Here is a 19,127-nt window from a genome sequence, read left to right as displayed (position 1 = left end):
AATCAGGGAAATATAGGTGGGCTTGAATTTGCCGCGCAGCATGTCAAATGTCGTTCCATGACAGATGCATCGAGACTCCATGACGCGGCCGTGATCGGCGGCGGACCGGCCGGACTTAGCGCCGCCATCGCGCTGGCGCAGGCGGGCGCACGGACTGCGCTGGTGGCGCGGCGCGTGCCCTATGCCGACAACCGCACCACCGCCCTGCTCGGTGCTTCCGTCGATCTCCTGGAAACGCTCGACGTCTGGCCGCGCTGCAAGGACAAGGCGGCCGCACTCGAAATCATGCGGCTCGTCGACGATACCGGCCGGCTGTTCCGCAGCCCCGAGGTCCGGTTTTCCTGTCACGAAATCGGGCTCGAGGCCTTCGGGTACAACATCGACAACCGCTCGCTGATGCTGGCGCTGGAAGCGCGCGCGGCCGAGCTGCCCGGTCTCGTTCGTTTCGACGACGAGGCCGAAAGCGTCGTCATCGAAGCCGATGACGTCGCGATCCGCACGGCCGCCACTCAGTTTCTCTCGGCCCGCCTCGTGGTCGGCGCCGACGGCCGGCATTCGCTGTGTCGCGAAGCCTCCGGCATCGCGGTGACGCGGCGGGAGCTGACCCAGACGGCGCTGACCTTCAACGTCGGCCACACGCGGCCACATCGCAACGTCTCGACCGAGTTCCACACCCCGCATGGCCCTTGCGTGTTCGTTCCCCTGCCCGGCAACCGCTCCAGCGTGGTCTGGGTCTCGGCGCCTGCGGACGCCGAGCGGCTTCGAGGCTTCAGCGACGAGGAATTGTCCGCCGCGATCGAGAAGCAGTCGCATTCCATTTTGGGACGTATGACGGTCGAGCCGGGCCGCCATCTGTTCCCGTTGGCGATCGAACGTCCAAAATCCTTTGGCCGGGACCGCATCGCACTGGTCGGCGAAGCCGCCCATGTGATTCCGCCGATCGGCGCCCAGGGTCTCAATCTCGGCCTCCGCGATGCCGCCGACATTGCGAGGCTTGCGGGCGAAGCCATCGCGGCCGGCCAGGATCCTGGCGCAGCAGAGGTGCTCAAGCGTTACGACCGGTCCCGGCGCCCGGACATTCTGAGCCGGACCTTTGCGATCGACATCGCCAACCGCTCGCTGCTCAACGATTTCCTGCCGCTCCAGCCGGTTCGCGCCATCGGCATGCACCTGCTCGGCGCCGTTGGCCCGCTCCGGCGTTTTGCAATGCGCGAGGGGCTGACGCCGACTTGGCGCAGCTAGTTTGGCGCAGGTAGTTTAGCGATGTGGCTGACGCTCAAGGAAACGCCAGCCGGCCGGTCTGGATCGCCCACATCACGGTGGTTAGGGTAACCACGGACGCAAACGTCCCGAGCAGCACCGCGACGGAGGCGGATTCGATCCAGGCCTCGTTCTGGCGGGCGATCACGAACACGTTCAACGCCGGCGGCAGCGAGGCCATCAGCACGGCGGTCGCGGCCCAGGGCTGCGCGAACGGGCCGAACGCCAGCATCAGGCCGAACGCTACGAGTGGATGGAACAGCAGCTTGACGGCGATCACGCCCGGCACTTCCCACGGGACCCGGTCGAACGGACGCAGCGCCACGGTCACGCCGAGCACGAACAGCGCGGTCGGAGCCGCCGCGTTCTGAAGAAACGTGATGGTGCGATCGAGTGCGACGGGCATCTCGATATGCAGCGATGCGAAGGCCGCGCCAAAACAGGCCGACATGATCAACGGGTTGAGCACAATCTGCTTCAGCACGACGCCGAAGGCATGCACCATCGAGGGATGGTCCCGGTCGGAGAGCTCGATCAGCAGTGGCACGATCGTGAACAGGAAGATGCTGTCGCAGCAGAAGATCAACGCGGTCGGCGCCGACGCCTTGGTTCCGAGCACGGCGAGCGCCAGCCCCGGCCCCATATAGCCGATATTGCCATAGCCGCCGGAGAGTCCCGCGAGCGTCGCCTCGCGCAGTGTCAGCCGGCCGAAAACCTTGCCGAGGACCAGCGCCAGGGTGAACGCGGCGACCGTCGATAGCGTGGTCGCAACGAGGAACGGCGGGTTGTTCAATTCCGAGAACGGCGTCTTGGACATGATCGCAAACAGCAGTGCCGGCAGCGACACGTAGAGCAGGAAGAAGTTCATCCAGGCGAGGCCTGATTCCGGCAGGGCTTTGACCTTGCCGCAGGCGAAACCGACGAAGATCAGACCGAAATAAGGTAGGGCAAGATTGAGGATATCGACCATTGATGAAGTGTTTTCTGAAGATCCTGGAGCTATCTACCCCTTAAGCGAGGGGTAATTCCAAAACAGGGCACTAGCATCGGCCACAATCCTGGTCTATCGACGGGAAATGATTAAAGCGCGGACCGCCAAATTCCAGATCGGACAGGTCGTGCGCCACCGGATCTTCTCGTTCCGGGGCGTGGTCTTCGACATCGATCCGGAATTCAACAACACCGAGGAGTGGTGGCTGTCGATCCCCGAGGAGGTGCGTCCCCACAAGGACCAGCCGTTCTATCACCTGCTCGCCGAAAACGCGGACTCGGAATACGTCGCCTATGTCTCCGAGCAGAACCTGGTGCCGGACGATTCCGGCGAGCCGGTCCGCCATTCCCAGGTCGCCGAGATCTTCATCAAGGACAAGACCGGCGGTTACCGCCCGCGGAACCCGTCGTTGAACTGAGCTCCGCTCGGACACATCTTCACTCGGATATAAAGCACGAAAAAAGGCGCTCGAACCGAGCGCCTTTTCATGTCCGGGAATCGGGTCCCGATTACTTCTGAGCGGTCGGAGGCGCACCGGGCGCGCCACCCTGCTGCTCGAGCTTCTTGCGCTGCTCGTCGGCCTTCTTCTGAAGCTCTTCCTGAAGCTTCTTCTGGGTTTCTTCGAACACCTTCGGATCGGTCGGCGGACCGTCATAGGCCTTCTGGAATTCGCCGGCGAGCGGCAGCGGCAGGGTCAGCGGTGCGCCGTTGGCATTGATCGCCTGAACAACGAGGTTCTGGCCCTTCTTCATGTTGCTGATGAACTCGGGCGTGGCCTCGTAGTCGGACATGCAGCCGTTCTGGAAGCAGATCACATACGGGCTCTGCAACGGCGCATTGTTGTCCACGATGATACGGGTCCCGTGCACCAGCTGCATGCCGAGCGGCAGCGTCACGCGCAGGATCTTCTTCGGCTCGCCTTCCGGCTCGATGATGACGGCCGCGATGACCGGCTGGCCCGACTCGATACGACCGTCCTTGCCGGTGAAGCAGACTTGCTTGGCATTGGCGTCCTGGCCCTTGAGGCAGAACTTGGTCCAGGGGGCATAGATCAGCTGAATCTGCTGATCCGCAGGCTGGGCCGCACCCTGCTGCGCCGGAGCGCCCTGAGCGGGAGTCTGCTGAGCGGGTGCCTGAGCGGCTGGCGCCGGGGCCTTGGGGGCAGCAGCCTTCGGAGCGGCCTTCGGGGCCACCTTGGGCGCGGGCGCGCCCGGAGCTGGCGCGGGAGCCTGGGCTTGGGCGGCAAACGGGACGGCCAACGCCGTCGCCGTCAACAAGGCGAGAAGTCGCCCGCGCGGCCGGACGGGCGCGGCCAAGTAACGAAAATTCATTGCGGAAAACCCTTTCTGAACGGGAAGTGCCCGAACCGCCTCGACGCGCCGAACCTGGCCGCCTTGGGCGCGGCTCTCTCCCCGTCAAATGAGGCGGATAAGTGACGGGCTCGGCGCTCTTGCGCGATTGCCCGCCTTCTTAACGTGGCCGCCGAAAAGATCAATGCCGACAAGCGTCTTTGACGGCGCGCCGGCGTGCGTCCCGGGGAAAATCCCTGTGATAGGATTCAGGCTCGCCGGTCCTCGAATCAACGTGTCCCGATGTTCATGTTCCAGCGCCTTCTCGAGGGCCGTCGTGAAGTCCTTTGCGTCCGCCTCTGCCTCCTTGCTTCAGCTTTGGGGCTCCCGTTCGCCCTGGGGCTTCCGGCAAGCGGCGCAGGGGCCGAGGAAGCCCACGCCATCGCCATGCACGGCAAGCCGGCGATGGCTGCCGATTTCACCCACATGCCTTACGTCAATCCTGACGCCCCCAAGGGCGGCCGGCTGACCTGGGGGGTTCTCGGCACCTTCGACAGCCTCAATCCCTTCATCGTCAAAGGGCTGGCCGTGCAGCAGATGCGGAACTACGTGGTCGAGAGCCTGCTCGCGCGCGGCAATGACGAGCCGTTCACGCTCTACGGCCTGCTCGCCAGATCAGTAGAGACCGATGACGAGCGGAGCTTTGTCACGTTCCGCATCGATCCCCGCGCCCGCTTCTCCGACGGCAAGCCGCTCCGCGCCGAGGACGTGCTGTTCTCCTGGCAACTGTTGCGCGACCACGGCCGCCCCAACCACCGGCAATTTTACGCCAAGGTCGCAAGCGCCGAGGCGGCAGATCCCCTCACCGTCCGCTTCGATCTGGTCGGGGCCAATGACCGCGAACTGCCGCTGATCCTGGGCCTGATGCCGATCCTGCCGAAACATGCGGTCGACGTCGCGGCTTTCGAGGAGACGACGCTGACGGGCCCGGTCGGCTCCGGCCCCTACCGCGTCACCGCAGTAAGGCCCGGCGCCAGCGTGACGCTCGCCCGCAATCCCGACTATTGGGGCCGCGACCTCCCCATCAATCGCGGGCTGTACAATTTCGACGAGATCAGGCTCGACTATTTTCGCGAGGCCAACGGCCAGTTCGAAGCCTTCAAGCGCGGCCTCTATGATTTCCGCATCGAGCACGAGCCGCTGCGCTGGCACGACGGCTACGACTTTCCCGCGGCAAAGAATGGCGATGTGATCCGCGACACCTTCAAGCCGGGCGTGCCGCAACCGTCCGAATTTCTGGTGTTCAACACCAGACGTGCCATCTTCGCCGACATCCGCGTGCGTCAGGCCTTGACGCTGCTGTTCGATTTCGAGCTGGTCAACCGCAACTACTTCTTCAGCCTCTACTCGCGCGTCGCCGGCTATTTTGCCGGCTCGGATCTGTCAGCGTATGGCCACCCCGCGGATGCGCGCGAGCGCGAGCTGCTCAAGCCGTTCGCCGCGCAGATCCCGCCTGACATCCTGGACGGCAGCTACCGCCTGCCGGTGACCGACGGTTCGGGGCGCGACCGGACCACGCTGCGCGCGGCCCTGAAGCTGTTGTCGGAGGCCGGCTACGATCTCGACGGCACCGTGCTGCGCAACCGCACGACCAAGGCGCCCTTCACCTTCGAGATCTTGGTCACGACCCGCGACCAGGAGCGCGTCGCGCTTGCCTTCCAGCGCGACCTCAAGCGCGCGGGAATCGAGCCGAGCGTGCGAACGGTCGATCCCGTGCAGTTCGACCAGCGCCGGCTCGGCTACGAGTTCGACATGATCCAGAATCGCTGGGACCAGTCGCTGTCGCCCGGCAACGAGCAATATTTCTACTGGGGCAGCGCTGCCGCCGACAATCCGGGCACCCGAAACTACATGGGTGCCAGGGATCCCGCGGTCGATGCCATGATCGCCGCACTGCTGGAAGCCCGTGCACATACGGATTTCGTGTCCGCGGTGCGGGCGCTCGATCGCGCCTTGATCGCCGGTTTCTATACAATCCCCCTGTTTAACGTCTCCGAGCAATGGATCGCGCGCTGGAATCGGATAGAACGGCCAAAGGCCACCTCGCTGTCCGGCTATCTGCCGGAGACCTGGTGGTCGAAGGGGCAGCCGCAAGCTGATCAAGCAAAGTGACGCCGTGAACCAGCCAGCCGTATCGCCGACGCTCGACACGCTGTTTCAGCGCACGCTGATGCGGCAGCCGCACGCGCCCGCTCTGCTCGACCCCCTGAACAAGTTCCGCGTGACCGGGCACCAGCCGCGGCGGATGAGCTATGCCGAGGCTGACACGGCCATCGAGGCGCTGTCGGCCTATTTCGTCGAATCGGGCCTGCCGGCCAATTCCGTCATCGCGATCCAGCTGCCGAATACGGTCGAGTTCGTGCTCACCGTGCTCGCCGCTCATCGCGCCGGCCTCGTCGTCGCCGTGCTGCCGCTGCTCTGGCGCCATGCCGAACTGACCGCCGCTCTGAACCGCACCGCGGCGCGCGCCATCGTCACCATGAGGACGGTCGACGGCGTCAGCTATGCCGATCTCGCAATGCATGCGGCCGCGGAAGCCTTCTCGATCCGCCATGTCTGCGGCTTCGGCACCGACCTGCCCGAAGGCATGGCCTCGCTTGACGACGTGCTGGCCCGACCGCCCGGCACCGCGCGCGCCGTGATCCAGGATGGCCGCAAAGCAGCGATGATCTCCTTCGACGTCACCGCGGAAGGCTTTCGTCCGGTGCCGCGGCCGCATTTCAGCCTGATCGCCGCTGGGCTCGCGATGTCGCTGGAGGCCGACATCAGGCAGGGCGCGACCGTCATGGCAGCGTTCACGCCGATGTCGTTCGCAGGGCTCGCCTCCTCGCTGGCGGTGTGGCTGCTGTGCGGCGGCACGCTCGCGCTGCATCATCCGTTCGAGAACGACGTGCTGGAGCAGCAGATCAACGAGCACGAATGCGACGTGCTGATCGCGCCGGCGCAGTTTGCCCAGCGGCTCGGCGCTTCCGATCTGTCGGCGCGGATGCCGACCTTGCGCAACGTCATCGGCCTGTGGCGTGCCCCCGAGCAGGTGGCGGCAAGCGAGGCCTGGATCGCGCCGCATGCGCCGTTCACGGACGTCTATCTGTTCGGCGAGGCCGGATTGTTCGGCGCCCGGCGTGGCGAGAACGGCATGCCTGTGCCGGTGATGCCGGGACCGCACGGTGCACCGCGCGAGCAGTCGGGTTCGTCGATCGCAGGCGAGATTTTGCTGACGCCCAAAGGCACGCTCGGCCTGCGCGGCCCGATGGTGCCGATCGCGGCCTACGCCCCGCCGCAGCCGGTCGGCGACACCCTGATCACGCAGCCGCCACGCGACTATGTCGACACCGGCTATGCCGCGCGGCTGGACCGTCCCAGCGGCGCGATCTGCATCACCGCGCCGCCCTCCGGGATCATGGCCGTCGGCGGCTACCGCTTCTTGTCCAACGACCTCCAGGAATGGGCGCGCCGGCTCGGCCAGGGCGCCCTCCTGACGGCCCTGCCCGACCGGCTCTCCGGGCACCGGCTGGCGGGCCGGGCCCAGGACAATGCCCGCGCCCGCGAGGCGCTCAGCGAACTCGGGCTTAACCCTCTGATGGTCGAAGCTTTTCGCGACCGTTCCGGACCGGTTTGAGGGTGGTTTCGACTGATCCATTGACGCTGCATTAAGGCGGCCGGACTAGATTGCGCAGCACCTGTTGCGTGATCAGAGTTTCTCGATGTCCCAGGCCGGCCCGATCCTGTTTGTGTCCGATGCCGAGCGGCCGGCCTTCATTGCGGCGCTGGACGAGGCGCGATTCTTCCCCGTGATCGACACGGGCTGGGCGGGCGCGGCGCGCGCGGTCGAAGAGGTACAGCCGGCCGCAGTTCTCGCCGCGCTGCATGCCGGGCACGAGCCGCATCTGGCGCCGCTCGCCAGGAAGATCGCGGAGCAATCGCCTTACCTACCCTTCGTGGCGCTGGACGCAGCGGGCGCGCTCCCGCACAACGCCCTGCCTTTCTCCTCCTCGCGCGGCGGCCATTCCGACCGCCTGATCGCGCGGCTTCGCGCCGCGCTGCGCATCCGCACGCTTCATGCCACGGTCCTGCGCCGGCTTCCGGAAGTGAAAGTCGCGCTGCCGGAGGCCGATCCCGTTCGCGATGCCACAGTGCTCCTGATCGGCCGCGGCGCGGCTTACCCTGCGCTTTCCGTTGCGCTCGGCGAGCGCGTCGGCGTCGTCGGCGCGCTCTCGATCGAGGCCGCGGCCAAACATCTCAACACCCGTGACCTCGACGGCGTCGTGCTGGCCGAGGGCTTTACGGCCCGCGTGACCGATGCCTTCCTCACGGTGCTCGCCGAGGACACCCGCTTCCGCAGCCTGCCGGTGATCCTGACCGCGCACCAGCTCACGCAGGGTTACGATCTGCCCAATCTCGAATTGATCCCGGGCGAGCCGGCCAAGGTCGCCGCCAACGCGCTGCCCCTGATCCGCCAGCACGCGATGGAAGCGCAGCTGAGCCGCACGCTGCGCTCGATCGATGCCGGTGGCTGGCTCGACCCGCGCACTGGCCTGCTCACGGTGGAAGCTTTTGCGCGCGATTTTACCAAAGCGGTCGAGCAGACGCTGGCCCGCGGCGGCGGCCTCTCGGTCGCGCGCTTCGCCTTCGACCCCGGCAATTCCCGCGCCCAACTCGATGCCGCGCGCATTCTCAGCCGCCTGATGCGGCAGATGGATTTTGGAGCAGTGCAGAAGGACGGTTCGGTCATCGTCGTGTTCGCCGAGACCGACTTCCGCACCGCCCACATGATCGCCCGCCGCCTCTCCGCGGTGATGCGGCACACGTCGAACGGCAAGCACGAGATGCGCAGCGATCCCGTGGTCAGCGTGGATTCCTTGTCGCCGTCGGATACGGCAAGATCGCTGCTTGGACGGCTGTCCGCCGACGCGTCGCGCGCGGCGTCGTAGAACAAGAGCAGCCTCGGTTCGCTGATCTCATGCCCTTCTTGAACGTCCGCCGTAGGGCTCGGGCTGTTCAGGCCATCACGAGTTTGATCTGACCGTCTTCAAAGCTTCCCATCGCGAGAGCGTCGCGAGCCATCTTGTCGATGGCCGGCCAATTCGTGAGAAGATACCTTTGTGCCTGCAATTTCGTCGGGAAGGTGGTTTGCAAAATGCAGCTCTGTCGAGCGTTCCCATTCGCGATCTGAAAGCATACGGCTTGGGGGCCTTCAATGATCTCTTGTTCGGTGGGTACGGGAAGCTTGCGCATACTGCTCCTGCATAGAATTTGTCGAATGAATTCGCGTGGTATCTCCGGGTTCAGCGGACCGGCGGAATGACCACATCTAGTCGGCGCAGGCGGTCCCAATGGCGATCGTCTTGGTCTTCGCCAGGCGCTTCGGCCTATGCTCGAGCCTGGGCTGCGTGTTGCGGACGGCCTCGGTCAGCATCTGGCGGAGCTCAGCCTTCGTCATGGGAGCTTGCCGCGGGGTCGTCTTCTGCCAGTTTGCCATACCCGTTATATGGGGATGCTCGCGCGAAACGCCACTATTCGCCGGGGAGTATGATCTGGCCCTCGGCATGCGGGTGACAAAAAACCCGCGGCCGGTGAACCGGTCGCGGGTCGTAGAACCAGAGGCTCTGCCAGTACATCCGTGGTCAAAGCGACATAGCACTAATCGCGCAGCTTATGCAGCGCGCAGATCCTCAGCAGCAGACTTGCCGGTGCGGCGGTCTGCAACAACTTCAAAAGAAACCTTCTGCCCCTCGTTGAGGGTGTTCATGCCGGCGCGTTCAACGGCGCTGATATGAACGAAGACATCCTGGCTGCCTTCGTCCGGCTGAATGAATCCGAAGCCCTTTTGGCTGTTAAACCACTTCACAGTTCCCGTCGTCATGGGGGTCGTCCTTTAAGATAGATAAGCGTTTGGCCGCGCTCGGAAAGCGCGGTCTGTGTCGTCGAGATCTGGAGGGAGGGTCGTCAGTCAGGCGCGCTTTTCAGCGGCGAGGCCAAGTCGTTCGGCCGAAACTCGATAAAATCAACATAGCTACTGTTCGGTCATTCCGCAAGTGGGCATATGTCGCTGTTTTCGATCCGGGGGCGGAGCATCGTTTCGCGCTACGCCGCCTCCGGAAACGTCACAGGCCCTACGCCGCCTTCTTGCTCTGCGCGAGCTGCGCCAGTTGCCGCATGATTTCGGTAGTGCCGGCGAGACGCTCCTCCGGCGTTTCCCAGTCCTGGAAGAACACCACCTTCATGTCGGGCCGCACTTTCGCGGCCTGGCCGTGGCTGCGGATGAACGTGACCAGACGGTCGGGATGGGCAAAGGAGTTGTCGCGGAAGGCGATGACGGCGCCCTTCGGGCCGGCATCGATCTTCCCGACATTGGCCTGACGGCAGAACGCCTTGATCGCGGCGACCTTGAACAGGTAGCGCACCTCGTCCGGCAGCACGCCGAAACGGTCGCGCATCTCGGCGCCAAAGTTCTCGATCTCCTCCTCGGTGTCGAGATCGGCGAGACGGCGGTAGAGCGACAGCCGCACCGAGAGATCGCCGACATAGTCCTCCGGAATGAGCACGGGCATGCCGATGGTGATCGACGGCGACCAGCGGTCGGCGGCGGGTTCGGACACGCCGGCCTTGAGGTTGACGATCGCCTCCTCCAGCATCGATTGATAGAGCTCGAAGCCGACCTCCTTGATGTGGCCGGACTGCTGCTCGCCCAGGATGTTGCCGGCGCCGCGGATATCGAGGTCGTGCGAGGCGAGCTGGAAGCCCGCGCCCAGCGTCTCCAGCGATTGCAGCACGGTGAGCCGGCGCTCGGCCTGCGCCGTGATCTTCTGCTGCGCCGGCAGCGTGAACAACGCATAGGCGCGCAGCTTGGAACGACCGACGCGGCCGCGGAGCTGGTAGAGCTGGGCAAGGCCGAACATGTCGGCCCGATGCACGATCAACGTGTTCGCGTTGGGGATGTCGAGGCCGGATTCCACGATCGTGGTCGACAGCAGGATGTCGAACTTGCCGTCGTAGAACGCGGTCATGATGTCCTCGATCACGGCGGGCGGCATCTGCCCGTGCGCGACCGCGACCTTCATCTCCGGGACGTTCTTGTCGAGGAAATCCTTGACCTCGGCGAGATCGTCGATGCGCGGCACCACGTAGAACGCCTGGCCGCCGCGATAGCGCTCGCGCAGCAGCGCCTCGCGGATCATCAGCGGATCGTGCGGGGCGACGAAGGTGCGTACCGCGAGGCGGTCGACGGGGGGCGAGGCGATGATCGAGAGCTCGCGCACGCCAGTGAGCGCCAATTGGAGCGTACGCGGGATCGGCGTCGCGGACAGCGTCAGCACGTGCACCTCGGCGCGGAGCTGCTTCAGCCGCTCCTTGTGGGTGACGCCGAAGTGCTGCTCCTCGTCAACGATCAGCAGGCCGAGGTCGCGGAACTTGATCGACTTGCTGAGCAGCGCGTGGGTGCCGACGACGATGTCGACCGAGCCGTCGGTGAGGCCCTTCTTGACCTCGTTGAGCTGCTTGGTCGGCACCAGCCGCGAGGCCTGAGCGACCTGCACCGGGAACCCTTTGAAACGATCGGTGAACGTCTTGTGGTGCTGGCGCGCCAGCAGCGTGGTCGGCACCACGACAGCGACCTGCTTGCCCTCGAGCGCCACCGCGAAGGCGGCGCGCAGCGCCACCTCCGTCTTTCCGAAGCCGACGTCGCCGCAGATCAGCCGGTCCATCGGACGGCCGAGTTCGAGGTCCTTCAGCGTGGATTCGATCGCGCCAAGCTGGTCCTCGGTCTCGTCATAGGGGAAGCGCGCGCAGAATTCGTCATAGAGACCCGGCTGCACCGGCAGCTTTGGCGCCTCATGGAGGTGGCGCTCGGCGGCGATCTTGATCAGCTCGCCCGCGATCTCGCGGATGCGGTTCTTGAGCTTGGCCTTGCGCGTCTGCCAGCCCGAACCACCCAGACGATCCAGCTCGACCGTGGTCTGGTCGGAGCCGTAGCGCGACAGCAGCTCGATGTTCTCGACCGGCAGGAACAGCTTGGTCTCGGCGGCATAGTGCAGCTCAAGGCAGTCATGCGGCGCGCCGGCGACGTCGAGGGTCTGGAGCCCGACGAAGCGGCCGATGCCGTGATCGACGTGGACGACGATGTCGCCGGCCGCCAGGCTCGTGATCTCCGAGATGAAATTGTCGAGCTTGCGGCTCGCCTTGCGCGGCCGCACCAGGCGGTCACCGAGGATGTCCTGCTCGCTGATGACAGCGATCTCGTCGGTCTCGAAACCGCTTTCCAGGCCGAGCACGGCGAGCATGGTCTCGTTGCGCGGGGTCGCCTGCACCGTGCGCCAACTGTTGACGCTGGTCACAGGGGTGAGCTTGTGATCGCGCAGCATCGAGATCATGCGGTCGCGCGAGCCCTCCGTCCAGAGCGCGATGACCACCTTCTTGCGGCTTGTCAGCAGCCCATGCACATGTGCGACGACGGCTTCGAAGACGTTGACGTTGCTATCGTTGCGCTCCGGCGCGAAGTCGCGGCCTTTGCGCGCCCCGGCATCGACGACCGAGGCGCCATCAGCCGGAACCGAAAACTGCGTCAGCCGCACCAACGGCATCTCGCTCTCGCGCTTGCCCCACTCCTCCTCGGTCAGATAAAGCCTGTCCGGCGGCAGCGGCTTGTAGATGGCGCCGCCGCCCGGATGCTCCATCGCATCGCGGCGGGCCTGGTAATAGTCGAGGATCTGCTTGAAGCGTTCGCGGATGGCATCCTCCGCCTGCGGCTCGATCGCAACGCTAGCTCCTTGCAGATAGTCGAACAGCGTGTCCATCCGGTCCTGGAACAGCGGCAGCCAATGCTCCATGCCGGGATGACGGCGCCCCTCGCTGACGGCCTCGTAGAGCGCATCGTCGCGCTCGGGTGCGCCGAACTCGGCGACATAGCCCATGCGAAAGCGGCGGATGGTGTCGGTGACGAGTTGGAATTCGGAGATCGGCACGAGATCGAGCGCGCGCATGTCGAGCAGCGTACGCTGGGTCTCGGCATCGAAGGTGCGGATCGATTCCAGGCTGTCGCCGAAGAAATCGAAGCGCACGGGCTGGTCGAGGCCGGCCGGAAACAGGTCCAGAATGCCGCCGCGCACGGCATATTCGCCGGGCTCGCGCACGGTCGAGGAGCGGTTGTAGCCGTTGTGCTCGAGCCAGGCGATGATGGCGTTCATCGGCACGACGTTGCCGGGCGCGACCGACAGCGCCTGCGCCGCGACGAGGTCGCGCGAGGGCACGCGCTGCACGGCGGCGTTCACCGTGGTCAGCACGATCAGCGGCTTGTCGCTGCCGGTCAGCGACGCAAGCCGTGCCAGCGTCGTCAGGCGCTGCGCGAGGACGCCGCCATGCGGCGAGACGCGGTCATAGGGCTGGCAGTCCCAGGCCGGGAAGGTCAGCACGGGCAAATCGGGCGCGAAGAATTGCAGCGCCCGTTCGAGCTGCTGCATCCGCGGCCCGTCGCGGCAGATCACCGCGAGGCTGACGGCCGGCTTCTTCGGCCGCGCGGCGATGGCGCGCGCGAGATCGGAGACGACGAGGCCCTCGGCCCCCTCGGCGACATTGGCAAGCGTCAGCGCGCGGCCGGGCGCGAGCAGCTCGGCCGGCGATTTCATCCCCTGCTTCATACGTCGCGGTCCGCGATCGGATACGCCTTGATGCGCGCAAACAGCGGGCCGATGACTTCGGCGGGAAGCACCTTGTCGCCGGTGATGGCGGCATAGAGGTCGGGATCGGCCTCTTCGAGCAGGGTCTCGAGCTGCGTCAGCTCGTCATCGGACAGATTGCCGATCTCGGCATCCGCGAAGCGGCCGAGGATCAGGTCCATCTCGCGCGTGCCGCGGTGCCAGCAGCGGAACAGAAGCCGCTTGCGACGGTCGTCCAGCCCGCTGCTCGATCGTGTCGTTCCCGTCATGTCTGAATTCCAGTCAAACGCCAAAAGCCCGGACGTGCCGGGCCGGGGTGATATAGCCACTCGAACCGGCCCTGTCAGCCCTTTGTTATTGCAATTGTTTAGCGATCCTCACTGCCGGGCTTGACCCGGCAATCCATCGTCATTGAAAAGATGGAATGCGCCCCAGCCTGCTCAATCCGCTGTTTGCCCCCGTGACCAGCCTGCCCGGCGTCGGTCCGAAGCAGGACAAGCTGCTGCAATATCTGCTCAGCCGCAACGAGACGCCGCGGCTGGTTGATCTGTTGCTGCATTTGCCGAGTCAGGTCATCGACCGCCGGGCCCGGCCGAAGATCCGCGACGCCGTGCAGGGAACCATGGTGACGCTGGAGGTCACCGTCGACCGCCACCGCCCGCCCCCGCCGCGCAATGCGCGCGCGCCCTATCTCGTCTATGCCAGCGACGACACCGGCGACGTCGTGCTGACGTTCTTCCGCGCTAAACCAGGCTATGTCGAAAAGCTGCTGCCGATGGGCGAGAAACGCTTCGTCTCCGGTACGCTGCAGATGTACGACGGCATCCCGCAGATCGTGCATCCGGACCGGGTTCTGGACGAGGAGGCGATCTCAAAACTCTCCGGCATCGATCCCGTCTATCCCCTCACGGAAGGCCTTGCGCTCGGCTCGCTCCGCCGCGCGGTCGCGCAGGCGCTGCAGAAGCTGCCGTCCTTGCCGGAATGGATCAGCCCGGAGGTGCTGCGGCGCTGCAATTTCCCGCCGATCACTGAAGCGCTCAACCGCGTGCACCAGCCGGTCGAGCTCACCGACATTCTGCCCGACCAGCCGTTCTGGTCGCGCCTCGCCTTCGACGAACTCCTGGCCGGGCAACTCGCGCTCGCCCTGATTCGCGCGCAATTGCGTCGCCCGGCCGGCGTCCGCAACGCCGGCGACGGACACCTCCGCAGCAAGATCATCGATGCCCTGCCCTATGCGCTGACGTCATCCCAGCGCGACGCGGCAGCTGCCATCGCGAGCGATCTGCAACAACCCGTGCGCATGCTGCGTCTGCTCCAGGGCGACGTCGGCTCAGGCAAGACCGTGGTCGCGCTGCTCGCCGCCGCTGCCGTCACTGAAGTCGGCAAGCAGGCGGCGCTGATGGCGCCGACAGAGATTTTGGCGCGGCAGCACATCAAGACCATCGCGCCGCTCGCCGAGCGCGCGGGAATGCGGGTCGCGATCCTCACCGGCCGCGAAAAGGGCAAGGAGCGCCGGGAGCTGCTGGCCCAACTCGAAGCCGGCGAGATCGACCTGCTCGTCGGCACCCACGCCTTGATCCAGGACGACGTGATCTTTAGCGATCTCGCCCTCGCGATCGTCGACGAGCAGCATCGTTTTGGCGTGCGCGAGCGGCTGGCGCTGACCTCGAAGGGCGAGGCCGTCGACGTGCTGGTGCTGAGCGCCACGCCGATCCCGCGTACGCTGGTGCTGACCTATTTCGGCGACATGGACATCTCCGAGTTGCGCGAAAAGCCGGCCGGCCGCCAGCCGATCGAAACCCGCACCATATCGATGAGCCGCCTCGGCGAGGTCACCGACAGCATCGGCCGCGCGCTCGAATCCGGCAAACTGGTCTACTGGATCTGTCCGCTGGTCGAGGAATCCGAGGCCGAGGGCACCGAGCACCTGACCAATGCGACCAAGCGTTTCGAAAGCCTGCAGAAGCGTTTCGGCGAGCGCGTCGGCCTCGTCCACGGCCAGATGAAGGGCACCGAGAAGGACCGCGTGATGGGCCAGTTCGCCGCCCACGAGATCGGGCTGCTGGTCGCGACCACCGTCGTCGAGGTCGGCGTCGACGTGCCGGCGGCGACCATCATGGTGATCGAGAACGCCGAACGCTTTGGCCTCGCCCAGCTTCATCAATTGCGCGGCCGCATCGGGCGCGGCTCGGAAGCCTCGACCTGTCTGCTGCTCTACTCCGAGCCGCTCGGCGAGATGTCGAAGGCGCGGCTGAAGGTGATCCGCGAGACCACCGACGGCTTTCGGATCGCCGAGGAAGATCTGAAGCTGCGCGGCGAAGGCGATGTGCTCGGCGTGCGCCAGAGCGGCCTGCCCGGCTACCGCATCGCCCGCTCGGAGGTGCACGGCCAACTCATCACGCAGGCCCGCGACGAGGCGCTGCGCATCCTGAAGGACGATCCCAAGCTGAAGGGCGAGCGCGGCGAGGCACTGCGATGCCTGCTGTATCTGTACGAGCGGGATGAAGCGATCCCGCTGATCGGAGCGGGTTAGCTGGCCGCTCGTTGCCGTCCAATCTCATAGGCTGCCACATGCGCGCGGGCCAAATCCAGCAGCGGCGTGTCGATGCCCAGTGTACGGGCCCGGTTGGCCATATCGCCGAGGATGTGTTCCGCCTCGGTCAACGAGCCGCGCTCGATGTCCCGCAGCATCGACGCCTTGAGCGGTGAATCCACGGTCGTGAACAGCTTTCGGTCGAACTCGATGAAGGGGGCCCGCGGTTCAAAACCCGAAGCCGTCGCGACGGCGCAGCATTCCGCGAACAGCCGGAAGATGGATTGCTCTCCGTTCGGTACCGCCAGGATGTCGCCGATGCTCGCGCGCATCAGGCAGGTGATGCCGGCGAGCGTGCTGAGCTGGACGAATTTCTCCCACATGTCCTGCATGATCGCCTCGCTGGCGCGCACGTCGATGCCGGGGACATGGAGCAGCGCCTCCAGAGCGAGCACGCGCTCGCTCGATGCGCCCTCGATCTCGCCGAACACGATCGTCTGATTGGCCATGAACTGAACGACACGCCCCTCCGCATCGAGCCCGGCACTGACGTTCGCGAGCCCGCCGAGGACGTGCGTGGCGCCGAACCGCGCAGTCAGGGCGTCAATATGTTTCAAGCCATTCAGGATCGGCAAGATCATCGTGTCGGCACCAACGGCCGGCGCAAACTGGCTCATGGCGTCGTTGAGCGAATAAGATTTCACGCCGACGAGCACGACATCGAACGGCTCCTTGAGATCGTTCGCCAGAATGATTTTCGGCTGCACGGCGAAGTCGCCATGCGGACTCACGACCTGCAGTCCGTTCCGCCGCAACTGCTCCGCGCGCCCGGCCCGCACCAGAAAGGTCACGTCGGCGCCCGCTCGAACCAGGCGAGCTCCGTAGTAACCTCCAAGCGCTCCCGCGCCGATGACGAGCACTCTCATTCGAACTCCCATTGCATGCGTCGGTCATTCAGCCATCCCGCTCCTGGAACGGCAAGTCGAATCCAATCTTCCGTCTCGGCCGTTTTCGTGAAAGCCTGCGGCGATGCGCCGGATCATCGTCGTTGGCTGCCAGGGTAGCGGAAAGACGAGCCTCTCCCGAAACCTCGGGCAAAAGCTCGGGCTGCCCGTGGTGCATCTCGACGTGCTGTACTGGCGGCCGGGCTGGAAGCCATCCGACAAACCGAGCTTCCGGACACGCGTCAGCGAAGCGATCGCGGGCGACGAATGGGTTGTCGACGGCAGCTTCTCGGAACTTGCCTTCGATCTCACGCTCGCGCGCGCCGATACTTTGGTCGTCATCGACCGCCCGCGCTGGCTTTGCCAGTGGCGCATTCTGTTGCGCTCTGCTTTCGATCGCGACAAGACCCGGCCTGACCTCCCGGAGGGGTGCCCCGAACAGTTCGACTGGAGATTGATGCGGGAAGCATGGCGTTACGATACGGAACGCGCGCCCGTTATCGAGGCCGAGCGTGCGCAGTATGGCGCTGAGGTCCCGGTCGTGCGCTTGCGACGCGATCGGGACATCCTGGGTTTTCTGGATTCGGTGCACGGCAAGTGATCAATGGCCGTGTCGTGAGATCGGATGATCAGGATTTCTTCTGCGCGATACGCGCGGCGAATGCCTTCATCAGGTCCGTATCCGCCGCCTCGCCTTTCGCGTCCTCGGCGAGGTGCTCGAACCAGCGCGCAAAGCCTTCGTAGATCTGGCTCGCCGGATGATCGGGGCCGAGGAAACCGGAAATCTCCCGCATCTCCGCGACCCAGCGATATGCTTTCGGGATCATGTCCGGCAACGCGACTTCGAGCCGGGCCAGAACCGCGGGCTGGCTGAGTGCGAGCTCGTCGCGCAACGCATCCGCAGCCCCCGCTTTCGTTGCCGCGACCACCATCGCCGAGCCGATGCCGGCGAGGCCCTTGACGATGCCGGCATAGGACATCTTTAGCGCGGACGCCGCTCCGACCGGTCCCTCGACGATCCGCACGTCGAGGCCGAGGTCCTTCAGCACGGCGAGGTCCTTGGCGTGCTCGCCGGACATATAGAAGGCGGGGCTCTTGCCGCCAGGCTGGGGTGGGAATCCGATGATGCCGGCATCGACGAACGGCGCCTGTGCCGAGCCGATGATCGCCTCGATCCTCATCACGGTATCGACGTTGACGGCGTTGCAATCAACCACGACCGGCTTCTTCTCGCGCCGGACGATCAGGCCTGCCAGCCGCTCGGCGAGCGCCACCGCTTCGCCCGGCGGCACGATGGAGAGGATGATGTCGGCATCCGCGATCGCGTCGTTCTCGGCGCCGATCATGCCGGCATCCGCCGCGCGCTTGCACGTCGCCTCGCTTCGCCCCTCTAACGACGTCAGCACGCGCGCACCGTGCTCGCTGAGACGGCGGGCCACGGCGCTGCCCATTGCACCGGGCGCGAGGATCGCAATGGTTTTGGACATCGTGCACTCCAGATCGAATCCCGAGCAGCGCGCTCGGTTCAACCGAAGACTAGCAGAGGACGGGACGCCCGCGTGACCGGCGGCCATCCCGCAGAGGAATGGCCCTACTCCACCTTCGCAGGCTGGGGCTGGAGTGCGGAGGCATTGGCAATGCGCGCGGCGTTCGCCATGCCCGCGAGCGCGGCGGCCTTCTTCGGATCTGGCGTAGAGCCCGGCTGCACCACACCAGCCGACATAATCAGCGTCGCGGCATCCTCCGTGCTCATATCGACCTCGACGATCTTGCTCTTGGGAACGTAGAAGAAGAAGCCGGTGGTCGGGTTCGGCGAGCACGGCAGGAACACCGAGACGTGCTCCTCCTGACCCGGCAGGCTGCGGGAGACGTCCTCGTTCGGCGATTGCGAGATCAGCACGATCGACCACATGCCCGGCGAGGGAAACTCGACCAGGCCGACCTTGCGGAAGCTCGAGCCCTTGCCCGAGAACAGCGTCTCGAACACCTGCTTCAGGCCACGGTAGATGGCGCGCACCGCCGGGATCCGGCCGAGGAAGGTCTCTCCGACATCGACCAGCGTCCGGCCGATCAAATTGGCGGCGAGGAAGCCGACCAGCGTCAGCGTGAAAAATGCGACAATCAGTCCCCAGCCGGGGACGACGTAGGGCAGATAGGTCTCGGGCCGATAGGCCAGCGGCACGAATGGCCGCACCACGCCATCAACCCAGGTGACGAACCACCAGACCAGATACAGCGTGATCGCAATCGGCCCCGTCACGATGAGACCGGTGAGGAAGTAGTTGCGGAAGCGGCCGATCAGGCCGGTATGCGGCTCCGGCACGGGATCAAGAGGCGCAGGCGCGTCGTCACGGGGGTTCATTCGGGTTCCAAGTCGGTCGCTTCGTTCAAGCTATGGTC

The 19,127-nt window shown here is 65.4% G+C and carries 17 protein-coding genes; 7 read left to right on the top strand and 10 right to left on the bottom strand.

Annotated features, from left to right (window positions below; genetic code table 11):
* The first annotated feature begins 57 nt into the window (after positions 1-57).
* Positions 58-1,242, top strand: a complete 1,185-nt coding sequence (locus IVA88_RS20875; protein ID WP_247499069.1) for a UbiH/UbiF family hydroxylase — start codon at positions 58-60, stop codon at positions 1,240-1,242.
* Positions 1,243-1,276: 34 nt separating this feature from the next.
* Here IVA88_RS20875 and IVA88_RS20870 read toward each other — a convergent pair whose 3' ends face one another.
* The gene (locus tag IVA88_RS20870; protein ID WP_247499068.1) at positions 1,277-2,230 is read right to left on the bottom strand and encodes an AEC family transporter; all 954 of its coding nucleotides are present in this window, start codon (positions 2,228-2,230) and stop codon (positions 1,277-1,279) included.
* Positions 2,231-2,336: 106 nt separating this feature from the next.
* Between IVA88_RS20870 and hspQ the strand changes: the two genes are divergently transcribed.
* Positions 2,337-2,669 carry a heat shock protein HspQ gene (hspQ, locus tag IVA88_RS20865; protein ID WP_247499067.1) on the top strand — a complete coding sequence of 111 codons (333 nt, stop codon included), beginning with the start codon at positions 2,337-2,339 and terminating at the stop codon, positions 2,667-2,669.
* Between the two features lie 91 nt (positions 2,670-2,760).
* Here the strand turns inward: hspQ and IVA88_RS20860 are convergent, their stop codons facing one another.
* Complete coding sequence (locus tag IVA88_RS20860) at positions 2,761-3,582, bottom strand: invasion associated locus B family protein (RefSeq protein WP_247499066.1); 822 nt, start codon at positions 3,580-3,582, stop codon at positions 2,761-2,763.
* Between the two features lie 261 nt (positions 3,583-3,843).
* Between IVA88_RS20860 and IVA88_RS20855 the strand changes: the two genes are divergently transcribed.
* The 3 genes from IVA88_RS20855 (at position 3,844) to IVA88_RS20845 (ending at position 8,531) form a co-directional block, all read left to right on the top strand.
* The gene (locus IVA88_RS20855) at positions 3,844-5,712 is read left to right on the top strand and encodes an extracellular solute-binding protein (protein ID WP_247499065.1); all 1,869 of its coding nucleotides are present in this window, start codon (positions 3,844-3,846) and stop codon (positions 5,710-5,712) included.
* 4 nt (positions 5,713-5,716) lie between these two features.
* Positions 5,717-7,219: a class I adenylate-forming enzyme family protein gene (locus IVA88_RS20850; RefSeq protein ID WP_247499064.1), complete on the top strand. Its 1,503-nt coding sequence runs from the start codon at positions 5,717-5,719 to the stop codon at positions 7,217-7,219.
* 85 nt (positions 7,220-7,304) lie between these two features.
* Positions 7,305-8,531, top strand: a complete 1,227-nt coding sequence (locus IVA88_RS20845) for a GGDEF domain-containing protein (protein WP_247499063.1) — start codon at positions 7,305-7,307, stop codon at positions 8,529-8,531.
* 67 nt (positions 8,532-8,598) lie between these two features.
* Here the strand turns inward: IVA88_RS20845 and IVA88_RS20840 are convergent, their stop codons facing one another.
* The 5 genes from IVA88_RS20840 to IVA88_RS20825 all read right to left on the bottom strand — a co-directional run bounded on the left by IVA88_RS20840 (position 8,599) and on the right by IVA88_RS20825 (position 13,519).
* Positions 8,599-8,835 carry a hypothetical protein gene (locus tag IVA88_RS20840; RefSeq protein WP_247499062.1) on the bottom strand — a complete coding sequence of 79 codons (237 nt, stop codon included), beginning with the start codon at positions 8,833-8,835 and terminating at the stop codon, positions 8,599-8,601.
* Positions 8,836-8,911: 76 nt separating this feature from the next.
* Positions 8,912-9,040, bottom strand: a complete 129-nt coding sequence (locus IVA88_RS32465) for a hypothetical protein (protein WP_256466815.1) — start codon at positions 9,038-9,040, stop codon at positions 8,912-8,914.
* 213 nt (positions 9,041-9,253) lie between these two features.
* Positions 9,254-9,463 carry a cold-shock protein gene (locus IVA88_RS20835; RefSeq protein WP_247499061.1) on the bottom strand — a complete coding sequence of 70 codons (210 nt, stop codon included), beginning with the start codon at positions 9,461-9,463 and terminating at the stop codon, positions 9,254-9,256.
* A gap of 250 nt (positions 9,464-9,713) precedes the next feature.
* The gene (gene mfd / locus IVA88_RS20830) at positions 9,714-13,232 is read right to left on the bottom strand and encodes a transcription-repair coupling factor (protein ID WP_247499060.1); all 3,519 of its coding nucleotides are present in this window, start codon (positions 13,230-13,232) and stop codon (positions 9,714-9,716) included.
* Positions 13,229-13,519, bottom strand: coding sequence for a succinate dehydrogenase assembly factor 2 (locus IVA88_RS20825; protein ID WP_247499059.1), 291 nt, complete (start codon positions 13,517-13,519; stop codon positions 13,229-13,231). The genes mfd and IVA88_RS20825 overlap by 4 nt, the downstream gene beginning before the upstream one ends.
* 155 nt (positions 13,520-13,674) lie before the next feature.
* Here IVA88_RS20825 and recG point away from each other — a divergent pair, with 155 nt between their 5' ends.
* Positions 13,675-15,783, top strand: a complete 2,109-nt coding sequence (gene recG, locus IVA88_RS20820; RefSeq protein ID WP_247499058.1) for an ATP-dependent DNA helicase RecG — start codon at positions 13,675-13,677, stop codon at positions 15,781-15,783.
* Here recG and panE read toward each other — a convergent pair.
* On the bottom strand, positions 15,780-16,709 hold the full coding sequence (panE, locus tag IVA88_RS20815; protein WP_247499057.1) for a 2-dehydropantoate 2-reductase: 930 nt from the start codon (positions 16,707-16,709) through the stop codon (positions 15,780-15,782). The two genes, recG and panE, sit on opposite strands and share 4 nt — an antisense overlap.
* Positions 16,710-16,812: 103 nt before the next feature.
* Between panE and IVA88_RS20810 the strand changes: the two genes are divergently transcribed.
* A complete protein-coding gene (locus tag IVA88_RS20810; RefSeq protein WP_247499056.1) occupies positions 16,813-17,328 on the top strand; it encodes an AAA family ATPase in 516 nt (171 codons plus the stop codon).
* Between the two features lie 28 nt (positions 17,329-17,356).
* On the opposite strand, the gene IVA88_RS20805 is transcribed toward IVA88_RS20810, so the two are convergent.
* Both IVA88_RS20805 and IVA88_RS20800 read right to left on the bottom strand, forming a co-directional pair.
* Entirely contained in the window at positions 17,357-18,214 is an 858-nt protein-coding gene (locus IVA88_RS20805; protein ID WP_247499055.1) for an NAD(P)-dependent oxidoreductase, read from the bottom strand.
* A gap of 104 nt (positions 18,215-18,318) precedes the next feature.
* The gene (locus IVA88_RS20800) at positions 18,319-19,089 is read right to left on the bottom strand and encodes a DUF502 domain-containing protein (RefSeq protein WP_247499054.1); all 771 of its coding nucleotides are present in this window, start codon (positions 19,087-19,089) and stop codon (positions 18,319-18,321) included.
* Positions 19,090-19,127: the final 38 nt, after the last annotated feature.

This window comes from Bradyrhizobium sp. 149 (assembly GCF_023073915.1).
Taxonomy (GTDB): Bacteria; Pseudomonadota; Alphaproteobacteria; order Rhizobiales; family Xanthobacteraceae; genus Bradyrhizobium.
The sequence above is the reverse complement of the archived record's forward strand: the minus strand, read 5'-3'. Positions and strand labels throughout refer to the sequence as shown.

Excerpts from the sequence above, each read along its gene's own strand:
- IVA88_RS20875 (WP_247499069.1), top strand. The coding sequence starts at position 58 with ATGACAGATGCATCGAGACTCCATGACGCGGCCGTGATCGGCGGCGGA.
- IVA88_RS20870 (WP_247499068.1), bottom strand. The coding sequence starts at position 2,230 with ATGGTCGATATCCTCAATCTTGCCCTACCTTATTTCGGTCTGATCTTC.
- hspQ (WP_247499067.1), top strand. The coding sequence starts at position 2,337 with ATGATTAAAGCGCGGACCGCCAAATTCCAGATCGGACAGGTCGTGCGC.
- IVA88_RS20860 (WP_247499066.1), bottom strand. The coding sequence starts at position 3,582 with ATGAATTTTCGTTACTTGGCCGCGCCCGTCCGGCCGCGCGGGCGACTT.
- IVA88_RS20855 (WP_247499065.1), top strand. The coding sequence starts at position 3,844 with ATGTTCATGTTCCAGCGCCTTCTCGAGGGCCGTCGTGAAGTCCTTTGC.
- IVA88_RS20845 (WP_247499063.1), top strand. The coding sequence starts at position 7,305 with ATGTCCCAGGCCGGCCCGATCCTGTTTGTGTCCGATGCCGAGCGGCCG.
- IVA88_RS20840 (WP_247499062.1), bottom strand. The coding sequence starts at position 8,835 with ATGCGCAAGCTTCCCGTACCCACCGAACAAGAGATCATTGAAGGCCCC.
- IVA88_RS32465 (WP_256466815.1), bottom strand. The coding sequence starts at position 9,040 with ATGACGAAGGCTGAGCTCCGCCAGATGCTGACCGAGGCCGTCCGCAAC.
- IVA88_RS20835 (WP_247499061.1), bottom strand. The coding sequence starts at position 9,463 with ATGACGACGGGAACTGTGAAGTGGTTTAACAGCCAAAAGGGCTTCGGA.
- mfd (WP_247499060.1), bottom strand. The coding sequence starts at position 13,232 with ATGAAGCAGGGGATGAAATCGCCGGCCGAGCTGCTCGCGCCCGGCCGC.
- IVA88_RS20825 (WP_247499059.1), bottom strand. The coding sequence starts at position 13,519 with ATGACGGGAACGACACGATCGAGCAGCGGGCTGGACGACCGTCGCAAG.
- recG (WP_247499058.1), top strand. The coding sequence starts at position 13,675 with ATGCGCCCCAGCCTGCTCAATCCGCTGTTTGCCCCCGTGACCAGCCTG.
- panE (WP_247499057.1), bottom strand. The coding sequence starts at position 16,709 with ATGAGAGTGCTCGTCATCGGCGCGGGAGCGCTTGGAGGTTACTACGGA.
- IVA88_RS20810 (WP_247499056.1), top strand. The coding sequence starts at position 16,813 with ATGCGCCGGATCATCGTCGTTGGCTGCCAGGGTAGCGGAAAGACGAGC.
- IVA88_RS20805 (WP_247499055.1), bottom strand. The coding sequence starts at position 18,214 with ATGTCCAAAACCATTGCGATCCTCGCGCCCGGTGCAATGGGCAGCGCC.
- IVA88_RS20800 (WP_247499054.1), bottom strand. The coding sequence starts at position 19,089 with ATGAACCCCCGTGACGACGCGCCTGCGCCTCTTGATCCCGTGCCGGAG.